Origin of the sequence: Burkholderia sp. D-99 (assembly GCF_011605345.1) — a bacterium.
Taxonomy (GTDB): domain Bacteria; phylum Pseudomonadota; class Gammaproteobacteria; order Burkholderiales; family Burkholderiaceae; genus Burkholderia.
Genome location: NZ_JAAOXM010000006.1, coordinates 329904 through 353992, shown reverse-complemented (window position 1 = coordinate 353992; position 24089 = coordinate 329904). Strand labels below are relative to the sequence as shown.

Here is a 24089-nt window from a genome sequence, read left to right as displayed (position 1 = left end):
CTAGATCTCGCGTGCAAGCCGTTACGCTGGCTAATGCCCAACACCTCTCAGGGAGGTGGTCCCCACAATACTCGGTCGTTACTTCGTCAGGATCAGTTTGCCCAGCCGTGTGGCGCGCAACTGATACGTCTCTCCGTTATGCGCGATGCTGACGTGGCTTTGGCCTTGCAGCAGCGCATCGCTGCTGACGACCCGCGTGCCTGCATCGCGGTTGCCGGCGGGCTTCGCCGGCGTGGTGACCGCTGCCGTCTTCTGACGGCTGCTGCCTGCGGTGCCGGTCGGGCGGCGCAAGGTCAGCGTGGTCGGGCGCATGGTGTCGGTCATTCGGTTGATCGGTGACTGTCGATACGATGGAATGAATTCTAAATGATAACTATTCCCATTTACAAAAACTCTTTATCGATCGGAATGGTGAATCTGATAGCTTGAATCAAAGAGGCGGCCCGCAGGCCGCCGCCGGGTTCAGTGCAGCGGATCGGGATCCTTGCGGCCTTGCGCGTACTCGCGGATCAGGCGGACCGTGTCGATATCCGACGTGCGGTACGCCTCCTTGACGATCCCGTGCGTCTGGCGCGCGTCTTCGCTGTCGTCGGTGACGACCAGCGTCGTGCGGTATTCGAAACGCAGGAACAGTTCGTGGTCGTCGCGTTCCTCGATCGTCATCGTCAGCGAGCCGCCGATCTCGCCGTCGGCCGCGAGAATGTCGTAGCGGACCTGCTGATTCGGCGTGAGCGTGACGTGGTCGCGCACGGTCGCGTGACCGTAGTGCAGTTCACGTTCGAGCGTCGTGTCCGTCCGTTCGCGGACGACACAGCTGTCGAGGCCTAGCACGAACAGCTGCGGCTGTTCGGCGCGCAGCACGAGACCTTCCCAGAGCTGGTCGCGGGTGAGGGTCGGCACGGCCGGATCGTCGGAGTTGATCTGGATCAGATGTTCGAAGTTCAAGGGGGCGGGTTCCTTCTGGTGGCGGGCGGCCACATGGTTCAAGAAGTCATTGTGACGCAAAACAGGCGGTTTCGCGGCACCTGCCCGCCCGTCCGGGCCTCATGCCTCGATGCGGCCCATGCGACCCGTCTGGTAGTCGACGACCGCCTGCCGGATCTCTTCCTCGGTATTCATCACGAACGGGCCGTAGCGGACGATCGGCTCGTTGAGCGGTACGCCGCCGATCAGCAGCAGGTCGAGCGGCGTGTCGCCGGCGGCGAACGTGACCGTGTCGCCGTCGTCGCCGTACACGACCATGTGCCGTGCGTCGACGGCCTGCCTGTCGGGCCCGTAGAGGCCCGTTCCGTCGATCGGATAGGCGAACACGCGATAGCCTGCCGGGACGGGCTGCGTGACCGCTGCGCCGGGCTGCAGCGTGAAATGCTGGTAGAGGATCGGCGTACGCGTCTCGATCGCCGCCTGGACACCGAACGCTTCGCCGGCGATGACGCGCACCGTCGCGCGGCCGTCAGGCGACGTTGCGCTCGGAATGCGATCGGCCGGGATCTCCTGGTAGCGCGGCGCGATCAGCTTGTCGCGGCGCGGCAGGTTGACCCACAGCTGGAAGCCGTGGGAGCGGCCGCCCGTCTGCGCGAATTCCGGATCCGGCATCTCGCTGTGCACGACGCCGGCGCCCGCCGTCATCCATTGCACGTCGCCCGGGCCGAGCGTGCCGGCATGGCCGGATGAGTCGCGATGGCGGAAGCGCCCGTCGAGTGCGTAGGTCACGGTCTCGAAGCCGCGATGCGGATGGTCGGGGGCGCCCTTGGCTTCGCCGGGCGCGTAGTCGACGGGGCCCATTTCGTCGAGCAGCAGGAACGGATCGAAATCCATCAGCAGCCGGGTCGGGAACGGGCGGTGAACCACGAAGCCGCCGCCTTCGGTCGTGCGAAGTGCGGGGTAGGTGCGGTCAAGCGAGCGAGCGGTCGTCATGCGGGTACCCTCGAAATCATGGGAATAGCGTTATTTTTGAAACATAGCGCTATTATATTGGGCGTTTTACCGTTCGATTCGCGACGGTTCGCAATGGATTGTTCTGAAATTGGAACGATGAGATGAATATCGATGCACACAACCTGAACGACCTCATGTACTTTTCGCAGGTCGTCGAACATGGCGGTTTCTCGGCCGCGGAGCGCGTGCTGGGCATCTCGAAATCGCGCCTGTCGCGGCGCCTGACCGAACTCGAGGCGGCGCTCGGCGTGCGCCTGCTGCAGCGCTCCACACGCAAGCTCGCGCTGACCGAGGCGGGGGAACTGTTCTACCAGCATTGCCAGGCGATGCTGGCCGAAGCGCAGGCCGCGATGAACGCGGTCCAGCAGTTGCGCGCATCGCCGCGCGGCTCGGTGCGCGTCAGCGTGCCCGTGACGCTGTCGCAGACGATGCTGTCGCGCATCCTGCCCGAATTCCTGCGCCGCTATCCCGAGGTGAAGGTGCACGTTCGCGTGACCAATCGCGTGATCGACCTGTTCGAGGATTCGATCGACGTCGCGCTGCGCGTGCGCTCGGAGCCGCCGCAGAACGCGAATATCGTCGTGCGGCCGTTGTGGCGCACCGAGCAGATGCTGGTCGGCGCGCCGAGCCTGCTGAGCCAGAATGCGCCGCCGCTGGTGCCGGGCGACCTGAGCGGATTCGAAACGCTCGATACGCCGAGCGTCGACGGGCGGCACGTGTTCAACCTGATCGCGCCGGACGGCACGCGTCACGTGCACGAGCACGACCCGCGGCTGGTGACGGCCGACCTGATGACGATCCGAGAAGCCGTGCTCGATGGCCTCGGCATCGCGGCGCTGCCGGAGATGATGTACGGCAACGCGCTGCGCGCGGGGCAATTGTCGCCGGTGATGCCGGGCTGGACGCTGCCCGTGCCGCAACTGTACGCGGTGTTCGTGTCGCGGCAGGGGATGCCGCCCGCGGTGCGTGCGTTCGTCGACTATCTGGTCGAGAAGCTCGATCACGGCGCCTACAAGGAGCCGGGGTGTCCGGAGCGTGCGAAGAAGGAAGCGGCGGCCGATGTTTCGGCGACCTGAACACGACGTGCACGGCGACGCAAATTTGTTTTGTCATTGAAGCGTCGCCTGCAATCGCAAGTTTCAATCGCCGGAACCTTGAATGCGCGAGCGTGCGGGCCTATATTGAAATCCCATTTCGTGAAGGAAGTTCTGAGCGAAATCAGGTGGCCGCATATATTGCGAGCCAGATAGGGCAGAACGCGCAGTCCGTGCAGACCACGGCAGAGTCGCATTTGCGTTGCTCGAGGCGCAACCGATACCGCCAAAGAGCCCGCCGCCCGAAGGCGCCCGCGTGCGCATGAAAAAAGGCCTTCATCTGGCGATGAAGGCCTTTTACTTTGGGCACGGCCGGTTAGGCACGGCCAGTTGGGCACGGCCGGCAAGGTGCAGCCGGCGAGCGCCTGATTGCGCGTGCGTTACTTCGCTTTCGCGGTCGGCTCGGTCACGAAGCCGAGCTTCGTCAGGCCGCCTGCCTGCGCATCCGACATCACTTCGGCGACGTGTTCGTAGGCGACCTTGCGATCCGCACGCAGGTGCAATTCCGGCTGCGGCGTGCGTTTTGCCGCTTCCGCGATGCGTTCCTGCAATTGCTCGCGCGTGACCGTGTGGTCGTCCCACAGGATCGTGCCGTCGCCCTGGATCGCGACGTCGACCGTCTGCGGCTTCTCGTCGACGGGCTGGCTGCTGGCGTGCGGCAGGTCGATCTTCACCGCATGCTGCATCGCCGGGATCGTCACGAGGAAAATGATCAGGAGTACGAGCATGACGTCGACGAGCGGCGTCATGTTGATCTCGCTCATCACCGCATCGTCGTCATCGTCGCTGAAACCGGTGTTCATTGCCATGGTTCACCCCGCCTCAGCTGGCGCGCGTCGCGAGACGCAGGCCGTCGCGCGTCGACGACGATGCGAGGCTCGCGCCCGTCACGAAATACGCGTGCAGGCCGTGCGCGAAGCGGCGCAGCTTGCTGACCACGCCCTTGTTCGCACGGGTGAGTGCGTTGTAGCCGAGCACGGCCGGGATCGCGACGAACAGGCCGAATGCGGTCATGATCAGCGATTCGCCGACCGGTCCCGCAACCTGGTCGATCGACGTCTGGCCGGATGCGCCGATCGCGAGCAGTGCGTGGTAGATCCCCCAGACCGTACCGAACAGGCCGACGAACGGCGCCGTGCTGCCGATCGACGCGAGGATCGCGAGACCGCTTTGCATGCGCGAGATGCCTTCGTCCATCGTGTCCTTCAGGCAGCGCGTGACCCAGTCCGACACGTCCATGCGGTCGTGCAGGTGCGGTTGCGTCTGGTGGTGGTGATCGGCGGCTTCCTTGCCCGACAGCGCGAGCGCGAGGAACGGGTTGTCGTTCGGCGTCGATGCGGCGAGCCCGAGCTTCTTGATGCCGTCGTCGAAGTCGTCCGAATGCCAGAACGCCTGTTCGGCGTTCTTCGTCAGGCGGTTCAGGCGGATCACGTTCCAGCCCTTGATGACGATCACGATCCAGGACAGGACCGACATCACGAGCAGCGTGATCGCGATGGCGCGCGTGACGAAATCACCTTGCGCCCAGACGTGCGCGATACCGTAGCTTTGCATTTTCTTGTTTCCTTTGAATCTACCGAATATGACGGGTTAGTCGTCGAGCGTGAAGTTGAAGGGCAGCGTATGGGCGGCGCGGATCGCCTGACCGTTCTCGATATACGGCGGACAGGTGCTGGCGCGCGTCGCTTCGAGCGCGGCTTCGTCGAGACGCGGGTAGCCGCTGCTCTTCTGCAGCTGGACGCTTTCGATCTTGCCTGTCACGCCGATGATGAAGTGAACATAGGCCGTGCCCGTTTCACCGCGACGCTTCGACATCGTCGGATAGGCGGGCTTCACGAAATTGCAGCTGAGCGCCGATACGTTCTTCGGCGCGCTGACCTGCATCGTCTCGCGCGCCGGGCCGGGTGCCGCAGCCGGCGCAGCAGGAGCCGGCGCGGCGGGAGCCGGTGTCGGATCGACCGCTGCCGGCGCGGGCGTCGGCGACGGTGCCTGCGCGACCGGCTGAGGCGTCGTGATGGCTTTCTGCACCGGCTTCGGTTCGACCTTCGGCTTCACGCGAGGCGTGGGCTTGGGCGGCGCGGGCTGCTGCGCGGCCGACTGAACCGCGACCGGCTGGGCCGGGGGCGCGGGCGGAATGAGTTGCGCGGTGATCGACTGAACCTCGATCTCCTTCGGCGGCGGCGGTGCGTTGCGATGGAGCCAGGCGGCCGTCAGCATGATCGCGTGTGCGGCGAGCACACCGACCGCGACGGCGATCACTCGGGGATTCATACGTGGTGCAGCCGGCAAGACGCCGGCAGGAGCGGAATGCGAAGCCTGCATGTTAGCTTGAAAGAACGATGTCGCACCCGGGGCGCGGCGGGTGAATCGGCATCACTTGCGGAAGATCAGCAGCGAGATGCAAACGGTGGTCACAAATCCGATCAGCAATTCCATGACGGGCTCCTTGGCAGGTAAGCCGCTGGCTCGCGCATACGGTGGCTTGCTGACGGTCAAAACAAAAATGCGGCCTGGGCCGCATGTGCACGCTCGGCGCCGGTCAGGCAGCCTTGCGCTCGTAGAACGTGACCGGGATCGGGTGAGCGTGATGCTCGACACCGCACTGGCTCGCGCAGACGCCTTGTTCGGCCATGAGGTCGCGTACGGACTCCTCGCACTTGCCGCAGCACGTGGCCACGCCGAGCTCGAACTGGAGTTCATCGAAAGAGTTCACGCCCTCGGCGAGGGACGCGCGAATCTTGCGATCGGAAACAGACTTGCACACGCAGACGATCATGGTGAGTTGCGATAGCTAACGTTAATGCGAATTATTATCATTAATTTTGCGGGCGTTGACAAGCGTGGGTCGGGTTTTTTTTAAGGTCATCGGACCCTTGAAACGGCAGGAGCGGTGGAGCGGCATGCGCAAGCGGGCGTGCCGGCCCGTGTCAGGCGGTCGCGCAGGCGCGCGCGTTCGGCGAGGAAATGGTGACGGATTCAACGGGGGCAGCGAGGCCGAGCAGCGTCGATGCGAGTACCTGCAACTGGCGGCCGTCGCTGGTCGAGCAGAAGCGGGGCGGCGCCGCGCGCGTGCCGGCCGGCGCGCGCAGGTTGCGCTCGTCGAGAATCCGCACGAGCTGACGCGCGATCGCGTCGCTGGTGTCGACGATCGTCAGGCGGTCGCCTACAAGGTCACGAATCGTTTCCGTGAAGAACGGGTAGTGCGTGCAGCCGAGTACCAGCGTATCGGCGCCGTCGTCGAGCATCGGCTGCAGGTAGCTGTCGAGCAACGCGCGCAATGCGGGCGAATTCGTGTCGCCGCGCTCGATGGCCTCGACGAGCCCGTGGCCGGGCTGGCAGATGAAGCGGCGGCCGGCGCCGTAGCGGTCGAGCAGCGCCTGGAAGCGCGGGCTGTTCAGCGTCGACTGCGTGGCGAGGACGCCCGCGACACCGCTCGCGGACACGGCGGCGGCCGGCTTGATGCCCGGCTCGACGCCGACGAGCGGCATCGACAGGTGTTCGCGGATCGCGGCGATCGCGCGTGCAGTCGCGGTGTTGCAGGCGATGACGAGCGCTTTCGCCCCTTCGCGGGCCAGCCACTCGCCGATTGCCAGCGTGCGTTCAGTAATGAACGCCTCATCGCGCGGACCATACGGCGCATGGTGCGAATCGGCGACGTAGATGAACGACTCGTCAGGCAGCTGCGCGCGCACGGCGCGCAGCACCGACAGGCCGCCCAGCCCTGAATCGAAGATGCCGATGGGGGCGACGGTCGTGGCCGTCGCGGCGATAACGGAGGGTGTCGACATGAACAGGCTGGGGGCGATAACGGGAAGCGTGGAGCGATCTTACTCCGGCGAACCCATCATCGTTTGCTGGTAGTTCTGCAGGCCGACCTTGCCGATCAGGTCGATCTGCGTTTCCAGCCAGTCGATGTGCTCTTCGGTGTCGTCGAGGATCTTTTCGAAGATCTCGCGCGACACGTAGTCACGCACCGATTCGCAGTAGGCGATCGCTTCCTTGCAGGTGGACTGCGAGATCTGCTCGAGCTTCAGGTCGCACTTCAGGATCTCTTCGGTTTCCTCGCCGACGAGCAGCTTGTGCAGATCCTGCAGGTTCGGCAGGCCGTCGAGCATGAATACGCGCTCGATCAACCAGTCGGCGTGCTTCATTTCACCGATCGACTCGTCGTACTCGTGCTTGCCGAGCTTCTCGAGGCCCCAGTGCTTGTACATGCGCGCATGCAGGAAGTACTGGTTGATCGCCGTGAGTTCGTTCTTCAACTGGGCGTTCAGATATTCGATGACTTTCTTGTCGCCTTGCATGGCTTGTTCCTTGTTCAGTGGGGCTTCAGAAACCGAAAGATAATCGCTCGTACGAGAAAAGCCAAGCCTCAAAGCCTTGTCGGGCCTGCCTTTTGCGTGTAATGAGAATCAGCCTCGAATAACCGGCCACACACAATAATGAGAACGAGAAGCAAAAAGGCCGGACTTGCGTCCGGCCTTTCGTTCGATCGCGCTTAGGCGGCTGCGACCGGGATCTTGCCGATCTTCGCCTGCCACTCCTTCGGACCGGTCTGGTGCACCGACGTGCCCGACGAATCGACGGCCACCGTCACCGGCATGTCCTGCACGTCGAACTCGTAGATCGCTTCCATGCCGAGGTCTTCGAATGCGAGCACCTTCGCGCCGCGGATCGCCTTCGACACCAGGTAAGCGGCGCCGCCGACGGCCATCAGGTAGGCCGCCTTGTGCTTCTTGATCGCCTCGATCGCGACCGGGCCGCGCTCGGCCTTGCCGACCATCGAGATCAGGCCGGTTTGCGCGAGCATCGTCTCGGTGAACTTGTCCATGCGCGTGGCCGTCGTCGGGCCTGCCGGGCCGACCACTTCGTCGCGCACCGGATCGACCGGGCCGACGTAGTAGATCACGCGGTTGGTGAAGTCGACCGGCAGCTTCTCGCCCTTCGCGAGCATGTCGGCGATGCGCTTGTGCGCAGCGTCGCGGCCGGTGAGCATCTTGCCCGACAGCAGCAGCGTCTGGCCCGGCGCCCAGCTGGCGACTTCTTCCGGCGTCAGCGTGTTCAGGTCGACGCGCTTGCTGGTTTCGGTGTTCGGTTCCCACTGGACTTTCGGCCATGCGTCGAGCGACGGCGCTTCAAGCTTGGCCGGGCCCGAGCCGTCGAGCACGAAGTGCGCGTGGCGCGTGGCCGCGCAGTTCGGGATCAGCGCGACCGGCTTCGATGCCGCGTGCGTCGGTGCCGCCATGATCTTCACGTCGAGCACCGTTGCCAGGCCGCCGAGGCCCTGGGCGCCGATGCCGAGCGCGTTGACCTTCTCGTGCAGCTCGACACGCAGTTCCTCGACCCAGTCCTTCGGGCCGCGCGCGATGATTTCCTGGATGTCGATCGGCTCCATCAGCGATTCCTTCGCCATCAGCATCGCCTTCTCGGCGGTGCCGCCGATGCCGATCCCGAGCATGCCCGGCGGGCACCAGCCCGCGCCCATCGTCGGGACCGTCTTCAGTACCCAGTCGACGATCGAGTCGGACGGGTTCAGCATCACGAACTTCGACTTGTTCTCCGAGCCGCCGCCCTTCGCCGCGACCTGCACGTCGACCTTGTCGCCCGGCACGATCTCGTAATGGATCACGGCCGGCGTGTTGTCCTTCGTGTTCTTGCGGGCGCCTTCCGGCGGGTTCACGATCGACGCGCGCAGCACGTTGTCCGGGTGCGTGTAACCGCGGCGCACGCCTTCGTTGATCATGTCGGTGAGGCCCATCGTCGCGCCGTCCCAGCGCACGTCCATGCCGACCTTCACGAAGATCGTCACGATGCCGGTGTCCTGGCAGATCGGGCGCTTGCCTTCCGCGCACATGCGGCTGTTCGTGAGGATCTGTGCGATCGCATCCTTCGCGGCCGGGCTTTCTTCCAGCTCGTACGCGCGGCCGAGGGCCTGGATGTAGTCGAGCGGATGGTAGTAGCTGATGTACTGCAGCGAATCCGCGATGCTCTGGATCAGGTCTTCCTGTTTGATGACGGTCATGGCTGAGACTCTGTGGGGACAGTGGGGGAATGCGTTTATGCGTTGACGGCTGCTTCGGCCGGCTTGCGGGGCTCGTTCGCTGCAGGCGCGTGCCCGTCGTGGGCGCGCGGCTCGTGGAAATGGGCCGGGTGCGTGTGCGTCGTCAGGCGGTCGACCCACGCCATCACGAGCGCCGACACCAGGAACGACACGTGGATGATCACCTGCCACATGATCGCGTGCATCGTGTGCTGGTCGGGGTTGATGAACGTCTTCAGCAGGTGGATCGACGAAATGCTGATCAGCGCCATCGACAGCTTGACCTTCAGCACGCCCGCGTTCACGTGGTCGAGCCACTCGGGCTCGTCGGGGTGGCCCTCGATGCCGAGGCGCGACACGAACGTTTCGTAACCGCCGACGATCACCATGATCAGCAGGTTCGAGATCATCACCACGTCGATCAGGCCGAGCACCGCGAGCATCACGCTGATTTCGTCGAGGCTGGTCGCATGCGACAGCAGGTGCCAGACTTCCTTCAGGAACAGGAACACGTAGACGGCCTGCGCGACGATCAGGCCGAGGTAAAGCGGAACCTGGAGCCAGCGGCTCATGAAGATCAACGCGGGAAGCGGGCGAAGCGGGCGACGGGCGGGGCGGCCGGGCGAATGCGGGGCGGACATGATGGCGGTGCGGGCGCGGTGCGCAGGTATCGGGGGTAATCTTGAAAAGGCGCGCTATTGTAACGCGTCGGCCGGCGCGACTGCAGTGACGCGCCGGCACTGCCAGGGACGGATCAGGAGGCGGCCGCGGGCACGCGTTTCACGCGCAGGCTCGCGAGCACGATACCGGTGACGACGCACGCGAGTGCGATGCCGTGGGCGAGGGTCGGGCGCTCGCCGAGGAACGCGATGCCATACGCGGCCGCGGCAACCGGCAGCACCGCGCTGAACACACCGGCGAGGCTGCCCGGCACGTGCCGGATGCCTTTCATCCACAGCCAGAACGAGAAGATGCTGGCCGACAGGCCGTACCAGACGACGAGCGCCCAGGTGCCGGCCGGCACGCTCGCGTAATCGAAATGCCACATGGCCGTCGCGCCGAGCGGCAGCATCAGGCACAGGCCGAACAGGTGCGTGTAGGCGCAGATGTCGATCGGCGCGAGTGTCTGCGTGAGGCGGCGCGACAGGATCACGTAGATCGATTCGCAGCACACCGCGCCGAGGATCAGCAGGTTGCCGGTGAGCGACGACTCGCCATGCCCGGCGGCGCTGCCGTTCGCGAGGTTGATCGTCACGACGCCGGCGATCGCGAGTGCGATCGACACGAGCGCACGGCCGTTCGGTTTTTCACGCAGGATCAGCCACGCGAACAGCGCGACGATCGCCGGGATCGTGCTGGTGATCACGCCGGCCGCGACCGCGCTCGTGCGCTGCACGCCGTTCAGCATCAGCAGCGTGAACATGAAGGTGCCGAAGAACGCCTGCAGGAACAGGTTCAGCCATTCGCCGCGTTTGACGGTGCGCATCTTCACCGGGCTGAACAGCGGCCACAGCACGGCGATCGCGATCACGAAGCGCAGCGTGGCGAGAATGGCGACGGGAACGAAGACGACGATCGATTTGCCGATACCGACATTGCTGCCGACGAACAGCATCGACAGAACGAGAAAGAAAGCGTAGCGATTCAAGCTGGAATCCGGAAGGCGAGTTCAGTTAGGATTGTAGGGTCGCGCTCGTTACAGCGTAAAGCTGCAAGCGCCGCCGCCCGCTGGGCGAAACGGCCGTGCCGCGTAAGTGACGGGTAAGTTGGAGCGCTTATTGTGGACACTGTCGGGTCGCCCGGTCGCCTTCGTGCGATGTGGTGCGGCGCAGCATCGCGCAGCGGCCTCCGGGCCGTGTGCGGGTGGTGGGTAGGAGACAGCGGCGCGCATGCGCCGGCCAAGACGCGCGGCGCGCACGATCGCGCCGCCATGCAGAGGATTCATGTTCACCAAGGGGTAGTCGATGTCTGCGATTGAATCGGTTCTTCACGAAACCCGCCAGTTTGCGCCGCCCGCGGCGCTCGAGCAGGCGGCGACCATTTCCGGCATGCCGGCCTATCGTGCGCTGGCTGCCGAGGCCGAGAACGATTACGAAGGATTCTGGGCGCGTCTCGCGCGCGAGGGTCTTGCGTGGCACAAGCCGTTCACGAAAGTGCTCGACGAGTCCAACGCGCCGTTCTACAAGTGGTTCGACGACGGCGAGCTGAACGCGTCGTACAACTGCCTCGACCGTCACGTCGAAGCCGGTAACGGCGAGCGCGTCGCGGTGATCTTCGAAGCCGACGACGGCACCGTCACGCGTGTCACTTATGCGGATCTCCTCGCGCGCGTGTCGCGTTTTGCGAATGCGCTGAAGAAGCGCGGGGTCGGCAAGGGCGACCGCGTCGTCATCTATATCCCGATGTCGATCGAAGGCATCGTCGCGATGCAGGCCTGCGCGCGCATCGGCGCGACGCACTCGGTCGTGTTCGGCGGCTTCTCCGCGAAGTCGTTGAACGAGCGGCTCGTCGACGTTGGCGCGACGGCGCTCATCACCGCCGACGAGCAGGCGCGCGGCGGCAAGACGCTGCCGCTGAAGAGCATTGCGGACGAGGCGCTCGCGCTGGGCGGCTGTGAAGCCGTGAAGAGCGTGATCGTGTATCGCCGCACCGGCGGCAAGATCGACTGGCATGCCGACCGCGACCTGTGGATGCACGAACTGATGGACGGCGAGTCCGACACGTGCGAGCCGGAATGGGTTGGCGCCGAGCATCCGTTGTTCATCCTGTATACGTCGGGCTCGACCGGCAAGCCGAAGGGCGTGCAGCACAGCACCGGCGGCTACCTGCTGTGGGCCGCGCAGACGATGAAGTGGACCTTCGACTGGAAGCCCACCGACGTGTTCTGGTGCACGGCCGACATCGGCTGGGTCACGGGCCACACGTACATCACCTACGGCCCGCTCGCCTGCGGCGGCACGCAGGTCGTATTCGAAGGCGTGCCGACCTACCCGGATGCCGGCCGCTTCTGGAAGATGATCGGCGACCACAAGGTCACCGTGTTCTACACCGCGCCGACCGCGATCCGTTCGCTGATCAAGGCGGCCGAAGCCGACGACAAGGTGCATCCGAAGAGTTATGACCTGTCGAGCCTGCGCATCATCGGCACGGTCGGCGAGCCGATCAATCCGGAAGCGTGGATGTGGTATCACAAGCACGTCGGCCAGGAGCGCTGCCCGATCGTCGATACGTGGTGGCAGACCGAAACGGGCGGCCACATGATCACGCCGCTGCCGGGCGCGACGCCGACCGTGCCCGGTTCGTGCACGCTGCCGCTGCCGGGCATCATGGCCGCGGTGGTCGACGAAACCGGCCAGGACGTGCCGAACGGGCAGGGCGGCATTCTCGTCGTCAAGCGCCCGTGGCCGGCGATGATCCGCACGATCTGGGGCGACCCGGAACGCTTCAAGAAGAGCTACTACCCGGAAGAACTCGGCGGCACGCTGTATCTCGCCGGCGACGGCACCGTGCGCGACAAGGACACCGGCTACTTCACGATCATGGGCCGGATCGACGACGTGCTGAACGTGTCGGGCCACCGGCTCGGCACGATGGAAATCGAATCGGCGCTGGTCTCGCACGAGCTCGTGGCCGAGGCGGCCGTGGTCGGCCGTCCGGACGATACGACGGGTGAAGCGGTGGTCGCGTTCGTGGTGCTGAAGCGTTCGCGTCCGGAAGGCGAGGAAGCCGCGGCGCTCGCGAAGACGTTGCGTGACTGGGTCGGCAAGCAGATCGGGCCGATCGCGAAGCCGAAGGACATCCGCTTCGGCGACAACCTGCCGAAGACGCGCTCGGGCAAGATCATGCGGCGCCTGCTGCGCTCGCTCGCGAAGGGTGAAGCGATCACGCAGGATACGTCCACGCTCGAGAATCCGGCCATCCTCGAGCAGCTCACCGAAGTGCGCTGACCGTACCGGTCGCGCATTACGCGCACGAGCCCCTGCGCGGCAATCCCGATTGCCGGCGCAGGGGCTTTTTGTTACATAACGGGATGACCGTTCCGACCCGACCCGCGCCTGCCGCGCCACCGCCCGTTCCCGAGCCGCTCGCACGTGCCCACGCGCGTTACTGGCGCTTCAACGTCGCGCTGATCGCGGTGCTGATGGTGATCGGCTTTTCGGTGTCGTTCGTCGTACCGTTCTTCGGGCCCGCGCTCGCGGGCGTCCGCTTCGCCGGGTTCAGCCTGCCGTTCTATGTCGGCGCGCAGGGCGCGATTCTCGTGTATCTCGTGCTGATCGCCGTCTACATCGGGCTGATGCAACGTGCGGACCGCACGCTGCGCCGCGCGTACGACGATCATGCGGCGCACGCCGGTAACGTGAATGGCGGGCGCTGATTCATGCTGACGCATCGACTGATCCGCGCGTATGCGCTCTACACGCTGGGGTTTCTCGGATTCGTGCTGCTGATGTGGCGGATCGAGCGCGCCGCCGGCTCCGGCGTCTGGATCGGCTACGTGTTCCTGTTCGTGCCGATCGCCGTGTATGCGGTGATCGGGCTGCTGTCGCGCACGTCCGATCTTGTCGAGTACTACGTGGCCGGGCGGCGCGTGCCGTCCGCGTTCAACGGGATGGCGACGGCCGCCGACTGGCTGTCGGCCGCGTCGTTCATCGGCCTGGCCGGCTCGCTTTATGCGACCGGCTACGACGCGCTCGCGTACGTGATGGGCTGGACGGGCGGGTTCTGCCTCGTCGCGTTCCTGCTTGCGCCGTATGTGCGCAAGCTCGCGCGCTACACGATTCCCGATTTTCTCGGCACGCGCTTTTCGAGCACTGCCGTGCGCGCGCTCGCGGCCGGCGCGGCGATCCTGTGTTCGTTCGTGTATCTGGTCGCGCAGATCCAGGGGATCGGCCTGATCGCGACGCGCTTCATCGGCGTCGATTTCGCGATCGGGATCTTCTGCGGGCTCGCGGGCATTCTCGTGTGCTCGTTTCTCGGCGGGATGCGCGCGGTCACATGGACACAGGTGGCGCAGTACATCATCCTGATCAGCGCGATCCTGATTCCGGTGTCGCTGATCGCGATGAAGATCGGGCTCGGCCCCGTGCCGCAGTTCAGCTACGGCAAGCTGATGGAGCGCGTCGCGGCGCGCGAGGCGCAGGTGCGCGATGCGCCCGACGAGCAGCAGGTGCGCGACGCGTATCGACGACAGGCCGCGGATATCCAGACGCGGCTCGACCGGCTGCCTTCGTCGTATGCGGATGCACGCCGGCATCTCGCCGACCAGCTGGCCGACCTGCGGCGCCACAACGGGCCGCTGCGCGAGATCAGCCAGCGCGAGCGCGAGCTGGCCGACTTTCCGCGCGATCCGGCGGCGGCGCGTGTCGCGTGGACGCAGGCGCGCGACGATCTGCTGGCCCGTGCCGAGCCGCCCGTGCCGATGCACGAGCCGTTTCCCGCGGCGAGCGATGACGAACGCAAGCCGCGCGAGCGGAATTTCCTCGCGCTGCTGCTGTGCCTGTCGCTCGGTACCGCGAGCCTGCCGCACATCCTGACGCGCTACAACACGACCACGTCGGTCGCGTCGGCACGGCGCTCGGTCGGGTGGACCCTGTTCTTCATCGCGCTGTTCTACCTGAGCGTGCCGGTGCTCGCGGTGCTGATCAAGTACGAGATCCTCGCGAACCTCGTCGGGCGGCCGTTCGCCGAATTGCCGGCATGGGTCACGCAATGGCATCACTTCGAACCCGACCTGATCAGCGTCGTCGAGGTGATTCGCGACGGCATCGTGCACTGGTCGGAAATCCAGATGCAGCCGGACATGGTCGTACTGGCCGCGCCGGAGATTGCCGGGCTGCCGTATGTCGTGTCGGGACTGATCGCGGCCGGTGCGCTTGCCGCGGCGCTGTCGACCGCGGACGGGCTGCTGCTGACGATCGCGAACGCGCTGTCGCACGACGTCTATTACTGCATGGTCGCGCCCGACGCGTCGAGCCAGCGGCGCGTGACGATCTCGAAGGTGCTGCTGCTCGGCGTCGCCCTGTTCGCGTCGTATGTCGCGTCGCTCAATACCGGGAAGATCCTGTTTCTCGTCGGCGCCGCGTTCTCGCTGGCGGCCTCGAGCTTCTTTCCGGTGCTGGTGCTCGGCGTGTTCTGGAAGCGCACGACGACGCGCGGCGCCATCGCCGGGATGGTGACGGGGTTGGCGGTGTGCGTGTACTACATCGTGTCGACCTATCCGTACTTCACGCAGTTGACGGGGTTCGCGGGGCGCACGTGGTTCGGAATCGAGCCGATCAGTTCAGGGGTGTTCGGGGTGCCGGCGGGGTTCGCGGTGGCGATCGTCGTGAGTTTGCTCGATGAAAAGCCGGATGACTATACGCGGGCGCTGGTGGATTACATCCGGCATCCGTGACGTGGGCGTCGTTCGGCATGCTCACGTGCCGGAAGCCGCCCGTACTGGCGCCGTGACGAGCGCGTCAGAGCGCGGAAATGCCGAGCTCGGCCCCCTTGGTCGTCTGCACCCGGCTGAAATCGCAGCTTCCGTCCGTCATGCCCTTGGCGTTCGGTATCGCGACGCAGACATACGCACGGATGCCATGCGGCAGTGCCACGTGTCGAAACTCGCCGACCTTGATCGTCGCGACCCGGTCCACGGCAAAGCGATCGTTGATCGGTGTCGCGCTCGACGGGATCGACATCGTCACTTCCGACGCGGCGGTCCCGGATTGCGATTTCAGCGTCTGGCTGCTGCCTATATCTCCGTTGACCGAGAAGCGTATTGCCGCCTGTCCTTCGGACACGCGTTGAACCGTGACCGCGAGCGTCGGCATGGCAATTCCCGCCGCGCATTTGCCGGCAGCGCACTCGCGAACGGAAAGCAGCATGCGAAATGGGGATGCAGGCTGGCCGATGGCCGACAGGTCGGTCGACGATCCGCCGTCGCGCAGCGCTTTCTCGGGCGGCGGGGGAGAGGTCACCGCGACGGTGGTGCTGATCGACGCCGGCGAAAATGCCGTTGCGCAAGCTGACAGCATCGTCGCAGCGACAACCATCAGGGCGAACCGTGGACTAAATCGCATGGATCTGACTCGCGGAGCTGAAACCTCGGATATCGTCAGAAGAATACACATCTTTAGCGCGCGGTGTTCGGGGTTCGCTGTCCGCCGCACGTTTGGCCCGAACGGGGAAGCGGATCGGCCGCGCCAGGGCGCCGGGGCCGGTCCGCTTCCGGGCGATCAGTTCGAACCGAACTTGTCGATCGGTACGTTGATTGCGCTCAGCTTCCAGGACCAGAGGCCGTCACGCTTGAAGATGAACGTCACCTCGTCGTCCGTTCCTTGTCGCGCAGTTGCGGTGACCGTCGACCAGTTCTTGTAGCCGACCGAATAGTCGGCCTTCGGCGTGCTGCTCGATGTTTGCGGCGTGGCGCTACCGTTGGACGCTGCATGCGCCGTTTCCGATGGTTCGGGAGCGGATGCCGGCACGCTGGCGTGCGCAGGTTTGGCCGCTCCCTGAGCCATCATGGTCATGACTCCCGCCGGCGTAACCATCGTGTCGATGGCCTGATTCACAAAGCCCATCGCCATCATCATTCCCAGGTCGGCGAATGAATTGCCTTTCATTTCGGGCGAATTCGCCATTTTCGCCTGCATCATGGCCATGAGTTGCGCACGCAGGCTTTCGCGCAACGATGGAAAGTCGACATGGGAAGAAAATGAGTCGGCGTCCTTGTCGGCAATGGCCGATCGCATCTGATGCATGGTGATGTATGGGCTCGCATAACTGGTTGCCACGCCTGCGGTTATTGCGATCCCGGCGACCGCCATCAGTGTTTTCTTTTTCATGGTCTCTACACGCGTTGATATCGTTTATCGGGAACGCAGTTTAACGGCCGCATTCTGGAAAATTTGAGTTGCCGACAATCCGAGGCACGGGTACGCGATCGTTATTCCATTTCGACGGATGGATTGAATGGCGTTGTCGTCGCGTCGAAAAAACAATGAAGCGATGAAGCGTGCGTTGAATTGCAGGGCCGGCGCGCTCGTCCGATGCCTGACGGCGGAAATCGACGCGAAGCGCGTGATGGCGGGCGTGTCGGCGCAGCGGGCGTCCGGGGCAGGCGGGGAGCGAATCGACGATGCAAGAACGCACATGGGCGCCGCCAAGCGTCGGCATACCGACGATTGACGGGCGCTTTGGCGTGCAGAAATGAAAAACGGGCCGAGCGGCCCGTTTTTGCTGATGTCCTGGCGGAGAGAGGGGGATTCGAACCCCCGATAGGCGATTAACCTATACACGCTTTCCAGGCGTGCGACTTAAACCACTCATCCATCTCTCCGGAAGACCGAGAGTATAGCAAACTCTGGCGGCAACCCGCCACTCCCTTCCGCAATCGTCAAAAATCCGTCGTCATCGACAGCCACACCGACCGCGGATCGCCCTGCGTGAGGTATCCGCCGGTCGTCGACGACCAGTACGACTTGTTCGTGACATTGCGCACGGTCGCACGGAACGTCGTCTTCCTGCCGAACAGCTCCGTCGCGTAACGCGCACCGAGATCGTAGCGGTCCCATGCCGGGATCGACATCGTGTTCGCGACGTCCAGGTACTGCGGGCCCGTGTGGATCCAGCGCGCGGTCAGCGTGAGGCCGCGCAGCATCGGCACGTCATATTCGGCGCCCGCGTTGAGCAGGAACGACGGCACGCCGATCGGCCGGTTGCCGTCGTTCGCGCCGCCCGCCGTGTTCTGCAGCGTCGCGTTGATGTACGTCGCGCCTGCGATCAGCCGCACGCCTTTCCAGGGTTCGCCGTACACGGCCGTCTCGACGCCGCGGTGCCGCTGCGTGCCGTCGGCGCCGAACAGGTTCGACACCGGATCGGTGTACGCCATCGGCTTCTCGATCTGGAACAGCGCGAGCGACGCGCCGACCTTGCTGGTGTCGTAGCGGATGCCGGCTTCGACCTGCTTCGACCGGAACGGCGACAGCGACTGGCCTGCATTGCGCGCGGTGTTCGGCGCGATTTCGCCCTGCGCGAGCGCTTCGCTGCGGTTCGCGAAGATCGATACGTTCTGCCACGGCTTGACGACGAGACCGAACACGGGTGTCGTAATCGCGTCGCTGTACGTCGATGACACCGCGCCCGTGTAGTCGAAATTGTCGACCGAGATCGACTGGCGGCGCGCGCCGATCGTGAACAGCACGCGGTCGCCGAGGAAGCCGAGCGTGTCGGACACCGCGACGCTGCGCAGCCAGGTCTTGTTGACCGTGCCCGGATCGCTCATGTCGCCGCCCGCATAGGCGGTCGGCGGGAACGCGACCGGTGACGGATCGTAGAGCGTCGTCGGGAACGCGCCCGACATCGTGTACGCAGACTGGCTGTCGATGCGGATGAACGATGCGCCGGCCGTCACGAAGTGCGACACGGGGCCGGTGGTGAAGCGGCCGCGCACACCGGCTTCGGCCGATTGGGCGTCCTCCTTGTGCGGCACGCTCAGGCGCGAGCCGGTCGTACCGGACGACGAGTAGGTCGGCGTGTAGTAGTCGCCGTGCTCGTTCGTATGCCGTGCTCCAGCCGACACATAGGCCGTCCACGCGGGCAGGAAATCGTATTCGGCGCGCACGATCCCGACCGTATCCTCGAGCTCGCTGAAGCTCCACGGCTGCGCGTAGTTGTGCGTCGCGGACGGCACGGCCGGCGCCTGGTTGCCGCCGATCAGCACGACGGGGCGGCCGTTGTCGATCCGCTCGCGCTGATACAGGAAGTCGCCGGACAGGCGCAGCTTGTCGCCGCGCCAGTCGAGCGACACGGCCGTCACGCTGTTGCGGTGGCGTTCGTCGTCGACGGCCGTGTCGCCGCCGCCGATCGACTGGTTCACGCGCACGCCGAACTGGCCGTCGCTGCCGAAGCGGCGACCGATGTCGACGTGCGTGCCGATCGAGCCCGACACCGAGCCGTCGACGGTGACGCGCGTGAGCGGCTTGTCGTCCGCGCGCTTCAGTTGCAGGTTCACGCCGCCGCCGACGGCCGAACCGTTCGGCGATGCACCGCTCAGGAACGCATTCGCGCCCTTGAGCACGTCGACGCGTTCGACCGCATCGGTCTGGACGAGCTGTCGAGGCGTGACGCCGTACAAGCCGTTCAGCGAAACGTCGTCGCCGGCGAGCTGGAAGCCGCGGATGACGAATACCTGCGAGAAGTTGCCGTAGCCGGACGCGCTGCGCACGGCCGGATCGTTGTCGAGCACGTCGGCGAGGGTGCGTGCCTGCTGATCCTCGATCAGCTTCGACGTGTAGGTGGTCATGCTGAACGGCACGTCGCTCGACTTTTGCCGGCCGAGCACGCCGTAATCCGCACCGCGCGCGACCTGGCCGCCGGCGTAGGTCGGCGCGAGGTCGCCGGGCAGCGGCTCGGCGGCGCCCGTCACGTTGATCGACGGCAACACTGACGTGTCAGGCGCGACAGGGGCGGCGGGCGCGGCCTGCTGGGCCTGCGCGGGGGCGGCGAGCGCGCAGGTCAGCGCAATGCCGAAGGCAATCGGCGTGAGACGCCGGGCGGGTAACGAAAGTGTCGACATGGGACGCAAATCGGGTGTGGTCGGTAATCCATCCCAGGGCGGCAGGTCGGAATCCGGGCGGTGTGACGCGTCCGTGCTGTCGCGGACGTGTTTTTATCGAGCGGCGGAGTCTAACGTAAACGAGAATCATTGTCGTTTACAAAAAATGGCTGCTCATTATTCGGGATGACGGGCGGGCGCCCTGCGGGATCGACGTCACGCAACCGCCGAACGGGCCTCGGGGCGAACATGCGATCATGAGCCGTTCGAATGCGTCGTCATGATTCGCGCGTGCCGGCAGCGGCCCGCGCGGCGAAAGGCGGCGATGCCATCCCGTTCGCAAGCTCCCTTCAGAAGGAACGCCACGCCATGTCGCTGTCCGCCTTGCTCGCTTTTGCCCTGATCCTCTCCGTCGGCGTCGCCACGCCCGGCCCGACGGTGTTGCTCGCCATGAGCAACGGCTCGCGGTACGGATTGCGTCACGCGATGGTCGGCATGCTGGGCGCCGTCACGGCCGATGTCGTGATGGTCGCGCTGGTCGGGTTCGGTCTCGGGATGCTGCTCGACGCGTCGGAAGCGGCATTCGTCACGCTGAAGCTGGCCGGCGCCGCGTGGCTCGCTTATGTCGGCGTGCGGATGCTGCTCTCGTCCGGCGGCCGCGCTGCCTCGCAGGCACTCGATCATGCGATGCCCGATCGCCGGACCGCGTTCCTGAAGAGCTTTTTCGTCGCAATGAGCAACCCGAAGTACTACCTGTTCATGTCCGCGCTGCTGCCGCAGTTCGTCGACCGGTCGCACGCGATCGCGCCGCAGTACGCGATCCTCGCCGCGACGATCGTCGCGATCGACGTCGTCGGGATGACCGGCTACGCGCTGCTCGGCGTGCATTCGGTACGCGTGTGGAAAGCGGCCGGGGAGAAGTGGCTGAACCGGGTCAGCGGGTCGCTGCTGCTGATGCTCGCGGGGTACGTTGCGCTGTATCGCAAGGCCGCGAACTGACGCGGCGATGCAGCGGGGAAGCGGCGCGCCGACACCGATGCGACGATGAAGCCGGTCGATCGCTTTGCGCTCGAGACGCACGACGGTCCGTATGAGAAGTGGCCGTCGCGCACGCATGTGCTTGTCGATGGCGTGCGTTCCGCGCTCGCCGTTTCCGGCTACGTGCTGCTTCGCCAGTTCGAGACACCGGCCGCGTATCTGCTCGTCACCGACTACGACTGCCCGTTCGAGGAAGCCGTTACGTTCACGCTCGTGTCGAAGGATTCGCCGAAGGTGCTCGCGCGGCGCACGGTCGGCGCGATGTATGCGTCGTGCCATCTGGACGACCTGACCTGGGCCGACGACCGGCATTTCAGCGCGACCTTCGTCGGGTTCGACGGACGATGGGATTTCACGATTCGTGACCTGGCGGTGCCGTTCGTCCTGCCCGGATTGGGAATGCGGCACGTACGGGGCTGACACCGTGACGACGATCGGGTGCCGCGGGATGAGGCCTGAACCGATTCGAAAGAATGTGAGTTTCTGAATCCGGCCGGACGCTTTGCAAAAAGCATTCTAAATCCTGTCAAAAAGCCGTCACCAACCTGACAATTTTGCTATGCTCGCCGAAAACCAGACGGGCGGCACTCCCAGGACGGACCAGCGGGCGTGATTGTCCGACGAATAACGAAGTAAAACAAAATCCTGAGAGTCACGCTGTGAATACAGCCGAATTGCTACGCACGTTTGCGTCCGGGGTGGTCGATCAGAACAATCGGCCGGTTCGCATGAACTGGGGGCCTGCTCAGAAGACACTCGAGCAGGTGCTTGCGCTTCAGTACGCCGACATCCGCGAAGGGTTGATGACGGGCGTCGAGGGGCATCTGACCTGCGTGTCCGCACGAGCCGATCTTCCGATCCGCAGCTTCATCGGGCTGCCGGTTTCCGTCGAGATGACGACCGATCGCGGGCGACTCCACACCATCAACGGCATCGTTACCGATGTTCGCACCGGACAGTCGGACGGTTCGCTGACCTGCTACCAGCTGACGATTCGCGACGTGCTGTCCGTGATGGAGCGGCGGACCAATTCGCGTCTGTTTCGCTCCAAGAGCCTGCCCGACATTCTGGGCGTGCTGCTTCAGGAGTGGCGCCAGCGCAGTTCGGCGCTCGCCGGCGCATTCGAATTCGATTTGTCCGGCCTGCATGGTGAACGATACCCGGCGCGCGAGCTGACGCGGCAGGTCAACGAGTCGGACGCGCACTTCATCCGGCGGTTGCTGCGGCGCGACGGTGCGACCGTATTCGTCAAGGCGGGCAAGGCCGGCGAGCGGGCGAACGGCAACGCGCACGACACGCCGGTTCATACGCTCGTCTTCGCCGACGACTCGATGAAGTTGCCGGAGACGCCCGCGGGCACCATCCGTTATCACCGCGACGCCGCCACCGAAGAACGCGACTCGATCACGCTGTGGGCGACGAGCCGCCGGTTGATCCCGGGCAAGATCGTTCGGCCGACGTGGGATTACAAGAGCGGCCGGATGTCGCAAACCGAGCAGGCGACGATCGTCGACCAGGGCGACGGCGGTAACGACCTCGGGCATTTGCTGGCCGATGCCGTCATCGATATCCCGCACGCCGGGGATTCGTCGTCCGACCTCGACCGGATCGGCAAGGACCGGATGCTGGCGCATGAACTGCGTGCCGAATCCGTCGACGGCGTGAGCAATGTGCGCGATCTGGCTGTCGGCCACTGGTTTGCGCTTGCCGAGCATCCGCAACTCGACACCTTGCCGTCCGAACAGCGGCAGTTCATCGTCACGTCGCTTCATCATCGCGTGCGGAACAACCTGCCGAAGGAACTGAACGAGCGCGCGCAATCGTTGTTCGCGGCGAGCCGCGTGCTGTTCAATGCGGTGCCGGCCGACGTGAGCGGCAAATCGGGCGACGAAAGCGACAGGCGCTACGAAAACACGTTTTCGTGCGTGCGGCGTGGTGTGCCGCTGACGCCTGCATACGATCCCCACGTCGACCTGCCGCCCGTGCATCCGATGACGGCTGTCGTCGTCGGCCCGGAGGGCGAGGAGGTGTTCTGCGATGAAATGGGTCGCATCCGTGTGCGGATCCAGGGGCTGAGTGCGGACGATCATGCGCACGCGCAGGGCGCGGGAACGAGCGGCACGCCATCCGACAGTGCGCCGGTGCGCGTCGCTTGCGCGCTCGCCGGGCCGAGTTTTGGCGCGAATACGTTGCCGCGCGTCGGCATGGAGGTGCTGATCGGTCATATCGGCGGCGATCCGGACCGGCTCGTCGTGATGGGCGTGCTGGCCAACGGGCCGAACATGCCGGCGACCTTCAGCCATACCGGCGCGCTGCCGGGCAACCGTTATCTGTCCGGTACGAAGACTAAGGAAATCAAGGGGCAGCGGTACAACCAGATCCGCTTCGACGATACGCCCGGCCAGATCAGCAGCCAGTTATCTAGCGAGCATGCGTACAGTCAGCTGAACCTCGGGTATCTGACGCAGCCACGCGACAACGGACAGGGTACGGCTCGCGGCGAGGGCGCCGAGTTGCGCAGCGATGCGCACGTGGCGATTCGCAGCGGCAAGGCGATGCTGATATCGGCCTGGGAGCGGCTGCGCGCGAACGACGGGCACTTGGCGCGGGACGAGTATCTGCAACTGATGCAGGAATGCGTCGAACTGTTCAAGAGCCTCGGCGACTACGCGGGCCAGCATCAGGGTGTCGCCCCGGACACACAGCCGCACGACGCGCTCGTGACCACGGTGAACGGCTGGCCGAATGGTGAGGCGTCAGGCGGCGGTGAATCGTCAGGCGCGTCGATGGCCGCAATCGGCATCACCGCGCCGGCCGGCATCAGCATGGCGACTCCGAAGACCGTGACAACCCATGCGGGCGGCAACGTCGATGTCGTCGCGCAGAACCACCTTCAGTACACGAGCGGTCAGCGGATCAACCTGCAGGCCGGGCATGGCGTGGCGATGTTCGCGCACAGCGAAGGCGTATCGGCGATCGCCAACCAGGGGAAGGTGACGCTGCAGAGCCAGAACGACGATACGCAGATCGACTCGGCGAAGAGCATTCAGATGACGGCGGGCGGGGGGAAGCTTGCGGGCATGGCCAGCGAGCAGGTCGTGTTCGTGACGTCGGGCGGCGCGTATTTGAAGCTGCATGGCGGCGATATCGAGCTCGGGTGTCCGGGGAGTTTCACCGTCAAGTCCGCGTCGCATACGTGGGCCGGGCCGGCGAGCATGAGCGCCGATTTTCCGAAGTTCGACCAGGGCTCGCTGGGGCGCGTGCCGAAGCTGGTCCGGGCCACCGACGGGCAGCCGGTCGAGGGCATGGAAGCCGAGGTGCGAAAGGCGTCGGGCGAGTTGATCAAGGGGAAGACCGATGCGCAAGGCAAGCTGGCGCCGGTCAGCAGCGATCAGTTCGAACAATTGGCGGTTCGCTTCTTCAAGTCGAGAACCTGAGCTGA

23 protein-coding genes and 1 tRNA gene are annotated in these 24089 nt (G+C 65.1%); 8 read left to right on the top strand and 16 right to left on the bottom strand.

Features of this window, described 5'->3' with window-relative positions:
- Window positions 1-78: 78 nt before the first annotated feature.
- The 3 genes from hemP to HAV18_RS23565 form a co-directional block, all read right to left on the bottom strand.
- A complete protein-coding gene (hemP, locus tag HAV18_RS23575; RefSeq protein WP_021163412.1) occupies window positions 79-324 on the bottom strand; it encodes a hemin uptake protein HemP in 246 nt (81 codons plus the stop codon).
- 138 nt (window positions 325-462) lie between these two features.
- Entirely contained in the window at window positions 463-945 is a 483-nt protein-coding gene (locus tag HAV18_RS23570) for an SRPBCC family protein (RefSeq protein WP_166960522.1), read from the bottom strand.
- Window positions 946-1044: 99 nt separating this feature from the next.
- Window positions 1045-1917 carry a pirin family protein gene (locus tag HAV18_RS23565; protein WP_166960519.1) on the bottom strand — a complete coding sequence of 291 codons (873 nt, stop codon included), beginning with the start codon at window positions 1915-1917 and terminating at the stop codon, window positions 1045-1047.
- A 122-nt stretch (window positions 1918-2039) separates the two neighbouring features.
- On the opposite strand from HAV18_RS23565, the gene HAV18_RS23560 reads away from it, so the two are divergent.
- Window positions 2040-3014 (top strand): LysR family transcriptional regulator, encoded by a 975-nt coding sequence (locus HAV18_RS23560; RefSeq protein ID WP_166960516.1) that lies wholly within the window; start codon window positions 2040-2042, stop codon window positions 3012-3014.
- A gap of 398 nt (window positions 3015-3412) precedes the next feature.
- Here HAV18_RS23560 and HAV18_RS23555 read toward each other — a convergent pair whose 3' ends face one another.
- From HAV18_RS23555 to HAV18_RS23515, 9 genes are all read right to left on the bottom strand, one after another.
- Window positions 3413-3841: a biopolymer transporter ExbD gene (locus tag HAV18_RS23555; RefSeq protein WP_021163407.1), complete on the bottom strand. Its 429-nt coding sequence runs from the start codon at window positions 3839-3841 to the stop codon at window positions 3413-3415.
- Between the two features lie 13 nt (window positions 3842-3854).
- Window positions 3855-4586: a MotA/TolQ/ExbB proton channel family protein gene (locus HAV18_RS23550; RefSeq protein ID WP_059528373.1), complete on the bottom strand. Its 732-nt coding sequence runs from the start codon at window positions 4584-4586 to the stop codon at window positions 3855-3857.
- A gap of 36 nt (window positions 4587-4622) precedes the next feature.
- Window positions 4623-5354 (bottom strand): energy transducer TonB, encoded by a 732-nt coding sequence (locus HAV18_RS23545; RefSeq protein WP_166960513.1) that lies wholly within the window; start codon window positions 5352-5354, stop codon window positions 4623-4625.
- A 217-nt stretch (window positions 5355-5571) separates the two neighbouring features.
- Window positions 5572-5808: a bacterioferritin-associated ferredoxin gene (locus HAV18_RS23540; protein ID WP_011352654.1), complete on the bottom strand. Its 237-nt coding sequence runs from the start codon at window positions 5806-5808 to the stop codon at window positions 5572-5574.
- Window positions 5809-5959: 151 nt separating this feature from the next.
- Entirely contained in the window at window positions 5960-6820 is an 861-nt protein-coding gene (gene murI, locus HAV18_RS23535) for a glutamate racemase (RefSeq protein WP_166960510.1), read from the bottom strand.
- Between the two features lie 39 nt (window positions 6821-6859).
- On the bottom strand, window positions 6860-7336 hold the full coding sequence (bfr, locus tag HAV18_RS23530) for a bacterioferritin (RefSeq protein ID WP_011352652.1): 477 nt from the start codon (window positions 7334-7336) through the stop codon (window positions 6860-6862).
- A 194-nt stretch (window positions 7337-7530) separates the two neighbouring features.
- Complete coding sequence (locus HAV18_RS23525; RefSeq protein WP_122945864.1) at window positions 7531-9054, bottom strand: fumarate hydratase; 1524 nt, start codon at window positions 9052-9054, stop codon at window positions 7531-7533.
- Window positions 9055-9089: 35 nt separating this feature from the next.
- Window positions 9090-9713 carry a TIGR00645 family protein gene (locus tag HAV18_RS23520; protein ID WP_166960507.1) on the bottom strand — a complete coding sequence of 208 codons (624 nt, stop codon included), beginning with the start codon at window positions 9711-9713 and terminating at the stop codon, window positions 9090-9092.
- 113 nt (window positions 9714-9826) lie between these two features.
- A complete protein-coding gene (locus HAV18_RS23515; protein ID WP_166960504.1) occupies window positions 9827-10720 on the bottom strand; it encodes a DMT family transporter in 894 nt (297 codons plus the stop codon).
- A gap of 316 nt (window positions 10721-11036) precedes the next feature.
- On the opposite strand from HAV18_RS23515, the gene acs reads away from it, so the two are divergent.
- From acs to HAV18_RS23500, 3 genes are all read left to right on the top strand, one after another.
- Window positions 11037-13019: an acetate--CoA ligase gene (gene acs / locus HAV18_RS23510; protein ID WP_166960501.1), complete on the top strand. Its 1983-nt coding sequence runs from the start codon at window positions 11037-11039 to the stop codon at window positions 13017-13019.
- Between the two features lie 83 nt (window positions 13020-13102).
- Window positions 13103-13447, top strand: coding sequence for a DUF4212 domain-containing protein (locus tag HAV18_RS23505; protein WP_166960498.1), 345 nt, complete (start codon window positions 13103-13105; stop codon window positions 13445-13447).
- Between the two features lie 3 nt (window positions 13448-13450).
- On the top strand, window positions 13451-15466 hold the full coding sequence (locus tag HAV18_RS23500) for a sodium:solute symporter family protein (RefSeq protein ID WP_166960495.1): 2016 nt from the start codon (window positions 13451-13453) through the stop codon (window positions 15464-15466).
- 64 nt (window positions 15467-15530) lie between these two features.
- On the opposite strand, the gene HAV18_RS23495 is transcribed toward HAV18_RS23500, so the two are convergent.
- Window positions 15531-16106 (bottom strand): hypothetical protein, encoded by a 576-nt coding sequence (locus tag HAV18_RS23495; protein ID WP_243771760.1) that lies wholly within the window; start codon window positions 16104-16106, stop codon window positions 15531-15533.
- A 183-nt stretch (window positions 16107-16289) separates the two neighbouring features.
- Entirely contained in the window at window positions 16290-16898 is a 609-nt protein-coding gene (locus tag HAV18_RS23490; RefSeq protein ID WP_166960492.1) for a DUF2939 domain-containing protein, read from the bottom strand.
- 127 nt (window positions 16899-17025) lie between these two features.
- On the opposite strand from HAV18_RS23490, the gene HAV18_RS23485 reads away from it, so the two are divergent.
- Entirely contained in the window at window positions 17026-17241 is a 216-nt protein-coding gene (locus HAV18_RS23485; RefSeq protein ID WP_166960490.1) for a hypothetical protein, read from the top strand.
- Between the two features lie 60 nt (window positions 17242-17301).
- On the opposite strand, the gene HAV18_RS23480 is transcribed toward HAV18_RS23485, so the two are convergent.
- Window positions 17302-17392 (bottom strand) — tRNA-Ser (locus HAV18_RS23480).
- 57 nt (window positions 17393-17449) lie between these two features.
- Window positions 17450-19630, bottom strand: coding sequence for a TonB-dependent siderophore receptor (locus HAV18_RS23475; RefSeq protein WP_166960487.1), 2181 nt, complete (start codon window positions 19628-19630; stop codon window positions 17450-17452).
- A gap of 348 nt (window positions 19631-19978) precedes the next feature.
- Here HAV18_RS23475 and HAV18_RS23470 point away from each other — a divergent pair, with 348 nt between their 5' ends.
- The 3 genes from HAV18_RS23470 (at window position 19979) to HAV18_RS23460 (ending at window position 24084) form a co-directional block, all read left to right on the top strand.
- A complete protein-coding gene (locus HAV18_RS23470; protein ID WP_166960484.1) occupies window positions 19979-20608 on the top strand; it encodes a LysE family translocator in 630 nt (209 codons plus the stop codon).
- Window positions 20609-20653: 45 nt separating this feature from the next.
- Entirely contained in the window at window positions 20654-21067 is a 414-nt protein-coding gene (locus HAV18_RS23465; protein ID WP_166960481.1) for a hypothetical protein, read from the top strand.
- Window positions 21068-21306: 239 nt separating this feature from the next.
- Window positions 21307-24084 carry a type VI secretion system tip protein VgrG gene (locus tag HAV18_RS23460; protein WP_166960478.1) on the top strand — a complete coding sequence of 926 codons (2778 nt, stop codon included), beginning with the start codon at window positions 21307-21309 and terminating at the stop codon, window positions 24082-24084.
- The last annotated feature ends 5 nt before the right edge of the window (window positions 24085-24089 follow it).